This window comes from Desulfosarcina sp. (assembly GCF_046496365.1).
In the GTDB taxonomy this organism is placed as follows: domain Bacteria; phylum Desulfobacterota; class Desulfobacteria; order Desulfobacterales; family Desulfosarcinaceae; genus Desulfosarcina.
This window is the reverse complement of the sequence record NZ_JAWOHB010000204.1, coordinates 1-4,272: the sequence shown is the minus strand read 5'-3', so window position 1 is coordinate 4,272 and position 4,272 is coordinate 1. Positions and strand designations below refer to the sequence as shown.

At 57.0% G+C, this 4,272-nt stretch carries 4 protein-coding genes; all 4 read right to left on the bottom strand.

The features are described from left to right. A partial coding sequence (locus R6V78_RS19400; RefSeq protein WP_410291042.1) for an acetate--CoA ligase family protein occupies positions 1-2,312 on the bottom strand: 2,312 nt, incomplete at its 3' end. A 24-nt stretch (positions 2,313-2,336) separates the two neighbouring features. Further along, positions 2,337-3,248, bottom strand: coding sequence for a universal stress protein (locus tag R6V78_RS19395; RefSeq protein WP_410291041.1), 912 nt, complete (start codon positions 3,246-3,248; stop codon positions 2,337-2,339). 33 nt (positions 3,249-3,281) lie between these two features. Continuing rightward, positions 3,282-3,968, bottom strand: a complete 687-nt coding sequence (locus R6V78_RS19390; RefSeq protein WP_410291040.1) for a CBS and ACT domain-containing protein — start codon at positions 3,966-3,968, stop codon at positions 3,282-3,284. Between the two features lie 67 nt (positions 3,969-4,035). Further along, positions 4,036-4,272: universal stress protein (locus R6V78_RS19385; RefSeq protein WP_410291039.1), on the bottom strand; the 237-nt coding region annotated here is incomplete at its 5' end.

Genomic DNA, 4,272 nt, shown 5'->3' with positions numbered 1-4,272 from the left:
GAAAGCTGTTTTATGGGTGAGAAGAACCGAAAATAGACGCTCTGTGGGGAAAGGATTTCAAATAGGTCCTGAAGGAGATGCGCATCTTCGGGGCGTATGGGGCGGATGAGCAGTGCACCGATTTCCGGCATCTGAATCCGCGATTCATATTGGGCCGGATAGGGACTGATGGCCAGGTGCATGGGTGCCGGGCATGCAGCCGCTTCTATCACCACACGGGCATCGACGGCGATAGCCCGGCCGGCTTTGATCATCAGTGGGTTGATGTCCAGTTCGGCAATCTGAGGAAAATCGGTGACCAACTGGGAAAGCCGAATAAGAATCAATTCGAGTTCCTCCGGGTCGGCCGGCGAGTAGTTGCGATAACCCTTGAACAGTCGGTTGATTCGCGTTCCCTCCATGAGCCGTGCGGCCAGCAGGCGATTCAGGGGAGGCAGTGCGATGGCGCGGTCATCCAGGAGTTCAGCCAGGACGCCACCCATACCGAACAGAATTACCGGACCGAAATCCGGATCTTTTTTGGAGCCCATGATTAACTCGCAATCCGGTGAACCGATCATGGGCTGGATCGTGACGCCGGCTATGTGTGCATCAGGAAACGCGGAGCCGGCCCTGGCGACTAAATCGCCAAAGGCTTTTTTGACCTCGTCGCCGGTTTTCAGATTCAGGACCACGCCGCCGCTATCCGACTTGTGACTGATCTCCCGGGAAAGAATCTTCATGACGACCGGGAAGCCATAGCCGTCGGCCAGGGATAGGGCCTCTTCGGCCGATGCCGCCGCCCCAGTCGGGTTTACCGGGATGCCGTAGGCCGCGATCAGGGACTTTGCTTCTGTTTCCGTCAGCAGACCGCCAGCTGACGTCATTCCCTGTTCAATTATGCAGGCGGCGTTTTCACGATCCACCTGAATCCGGGTGGACAGGCGCGGTGGAATCTGTTCGAGCATTTCGATGTTGCGTGCATGACGATTCAGGCTCATGAACGCGCGCACGGCACGTTCCGGCGTGTCGAAAGTAGCGATGCCGGCCTGGTTGAACAGTTCGCGCCCCTTTTCCACGTCTGCCCCGCCCATCCAGGCGGTAATTATGGGGATGGTGGTTTGGCTCAATTGACCGATAAGGGTTTGGGCCACGGCCTCGGCGGCGGTCATCGCTTGAGGGGCCAGCATGACAAGCAGTGCCTGCACCTCTTTGGCCTGGGTGAGGACCGCAGCGGCGGCGGCATATCGCTCGGGTGTGGCATCACCCAGAATGTCTACCGGGTTGGCGTGACTCCACTGTTGGGGCAGCACGGCATCCAGCGCCTCCCCGGTCTCTGGGGACAGCCTGGCCGGTTCTATGCCATAGTCCGAGAGTGCATCAGCGGCCATGACACCCGGACCACCGGCATTGGTGATGATGGCCAGGCCAGGACCCTTTAACCGTCCCTTGCGGGAGAGAATTTCAGCTGCATCGAAAAGCGCTTCGAAGGTTTTAACCCGAACGATGCCGGCGCGTTGGAATGCCGCGTCATAGACCGCATCTTCTCCGGCCATGGCACCGGTATGTGAAGCAGCGGCGAGGGCACCGGCCCGGCTCCTGCCGGCCTTCAAGGCGATGATGGGTTTGATCCGGCTGACCGCCCGGGCCGCGCTCATGAAATTGCGGTGACAGGTCAGGCTCTCTACATACATGACAATGCTGCTGACTTGCGGATCGGCGCCCAGATAATCGATGATATCACCGAAATTCACATCAAGCATGGAGCCGAGACTGATAAAATGGCTGAAGCCGATGTGCTCTTTAACAGAGAAGTCTAATATAGCCGTGCAGATGGCGCCGCTTTGAGAGATGAAAGCCAATTTCCCTTCCAGGGGCATGCGGCCGGCAAAACTGGCATTCAGGCGGGAGGCGCCGCACATGATGCCCAGACAGTTGGGGCCGATGATTCGCAGCCCGGTCCCTGCAGCCGCATCCAGTATTTTTTTTTCCAGTTGTCGACCTTGTGGGCCGGTTTCTTTTCCGCCCGCCGCGATGATTACAGCCCCTGCGGCCTTGATTCGAACGCACTCGGCAATGATTTCCGGAACGGTTTCCATGGGGGTCGCCACCACCACCAGATCGACCGGATCCTTGATCTGGTTCAAGGCGGCGTAGGCTTTTTTACCCATGATCAACGGCGTGCGCGCATTGACCGGAAAGATGGGGCCATCGAATCCGCCGGCGACCAAGTTGTGAACCACCGCCTGGCCCACCGATCCCGGACGAGCCGAGGCGCCGACGACGGCGATGGATCTGGGATCGAAAATGGAATCCAAACGTTCAACACCCATGGAATTTCTCCCAGCTCTGTGTGATTACGTCACAATCCATACCGTATCCTTGCGGCCCACATGGACCACCTTGTTGCTTACCCGGCCCATGAAGAAGTCGCCGACGCTGGACAATCCCCGTCTGCCCACTACGATGGTACCCCAGCCGCCCTTTTCGGCCTTGTTGACAATGGCGCCGGCCCGGCTGATCACACCGGTAATCATTTGGGTTGAGATGTTTTCCGGAGGCAACCCGGCACCTTTGAGGATGTCCACGGCGGTTTTGAAAACGGGTTCAGCTTCGGGGACGCCGTTCTCCTCAAGCGCCTCCATCTCTGGTTTGAATCCGCTACGCACCACGTGGACCAGTTTGACCTGATAATTTCCCAATGGCCCCAACATATCTGCCACGAATTTGACGGCGCGGTTGGCGCAGGGAGAGCCGTCCACCGCAATCAGCACTTTTTTGTTGACAGGCTTGCGGCCGGCGATGAGCACTGGAATGAAGGTCAGCTTTTCCAGTAGCTTGTTGGTGACGCTGCCCATGGTAACATTTTTCAGGTCAGTGAAACCCCGGCGGCGGATCAGGACCGCATCGTAACCTTGGTGGGCTTCGATAATGAGGTCCCGGGCGACCCCTTTTTTGCGGTTCTGGATCTTAACCTCCACCGCTGATTCGGCGTGCCCGGCATCCAGCAGCATCTGCCTGGCATTTTCCATGTAATTGCGGATATTTTTCTTCTGCTGGGATTCCCAGCTGCGCACGTGCCGCACCACCTTTACACTTTTGGGCTCCTTTTCAAGATCGTAGTAGGCATCCGGAATGCTGTTGAATACATGGAACAGGACAATCTTCATCCCTTTGAATGCATCCTCTTCACCTGCGTAGCGTACGGTCTGTACTCCCCGATCAGAGCCATCCAATGCCAGCAACAGCCGTTTTTGTCTGGGTGCCATAGGGGACCTCCTGGTATCGATCAGTAAGCTGGTTCAATGCTTGTCATAAAGGGTTCGACGGTTTTCGCGGTGATCCACCATGTAGCGCAATCTTGCCTTGCCTTTTAGAACCTTCAGCATGTCCTCGATTCTGTCCCGGGAGACCTCGTAGAAACGCAGGTAGACGTTGCGATACCCCGCCGGAGCCCGCTCGTAGGTGGAGAGAATGCTGGCCATACGTCCACCGAACTCCCGTACCACGTTGACGATTTCCATGATTGATCCGGGGGTGTCCGCCAGGACAAGGGCCAGATGAAACCCCCGTTTTTTCAAGCCGGTGATGTACAAGGTGGCCTTAAAAAGATCGATGGTGGTGATGACCCCGCACAATTGGCCCTGATCATCCACCACCGGCGCACCGGAAATTTTGCGGTCCAGCATGAGATCCGCGGCTTCTTCCACGGTCCAGTCCCGGTGGACCGTGACCACTTCGCGGGTCATGATGTCGGCCACCTTGATTTTTGAAACCAGGTAGAGCAGTTCATGGATATCCAGGCTTGTGGCGTCCGAAGCCGAAGCCCGCTTCAAGTCGCGGTCGCTGAGAATGCCGCAAAGCCCTCCCTTGTGGACTACGGGAAGCAGCCTGATGTGATTTTCCTTCATCAGGATCCCGGCCTGCTGCATGGAATCTTTTTTTCCCACGGTAATCACCGGTGTGCTCATCCAGTATCTGATCAGCATGGCGGTCCTCCTTTTCTCGGCGATGGCTGACAGCGTTGGTGAAAATGGAAGCCTTTTGTTTTTTGTCTCAGGGCGACTCGATAAAACCCGCCGGTATCGTGAGCAGCGGTATGGGTGAGCGGTGATAAATCCTGCGTGACGTTGAACCCACCACCACATCTGCCAGGTTGCTGCGGCCCTTCGTGCCAATGACCAGCAGGTTTGGTTTTTCACTTTCGATGACTGACAGCAATTCACGGTAAGGAATTCCGGCCTGAACCAGACAGCGGCAGTTTTGCGTACCCGTGGGCACGGCCTCCAACAG

Coding starts and splice junctions, on each gene's coding strand:
- R6V78_RS19395 (WP_410291041.1), bottom strand. CDS start 3,248: ATGGCACCCAGACAAAAACGGCTGTTGCTGGCATTGGATGGCTCTGAT.
- R6V78_RS19390 (WP_410291040.1), bottom strand. CDS start 3,968: ATGCTGATCAGATACTGGATGAGCACACCGGTGATTACCGTGGGAAAA.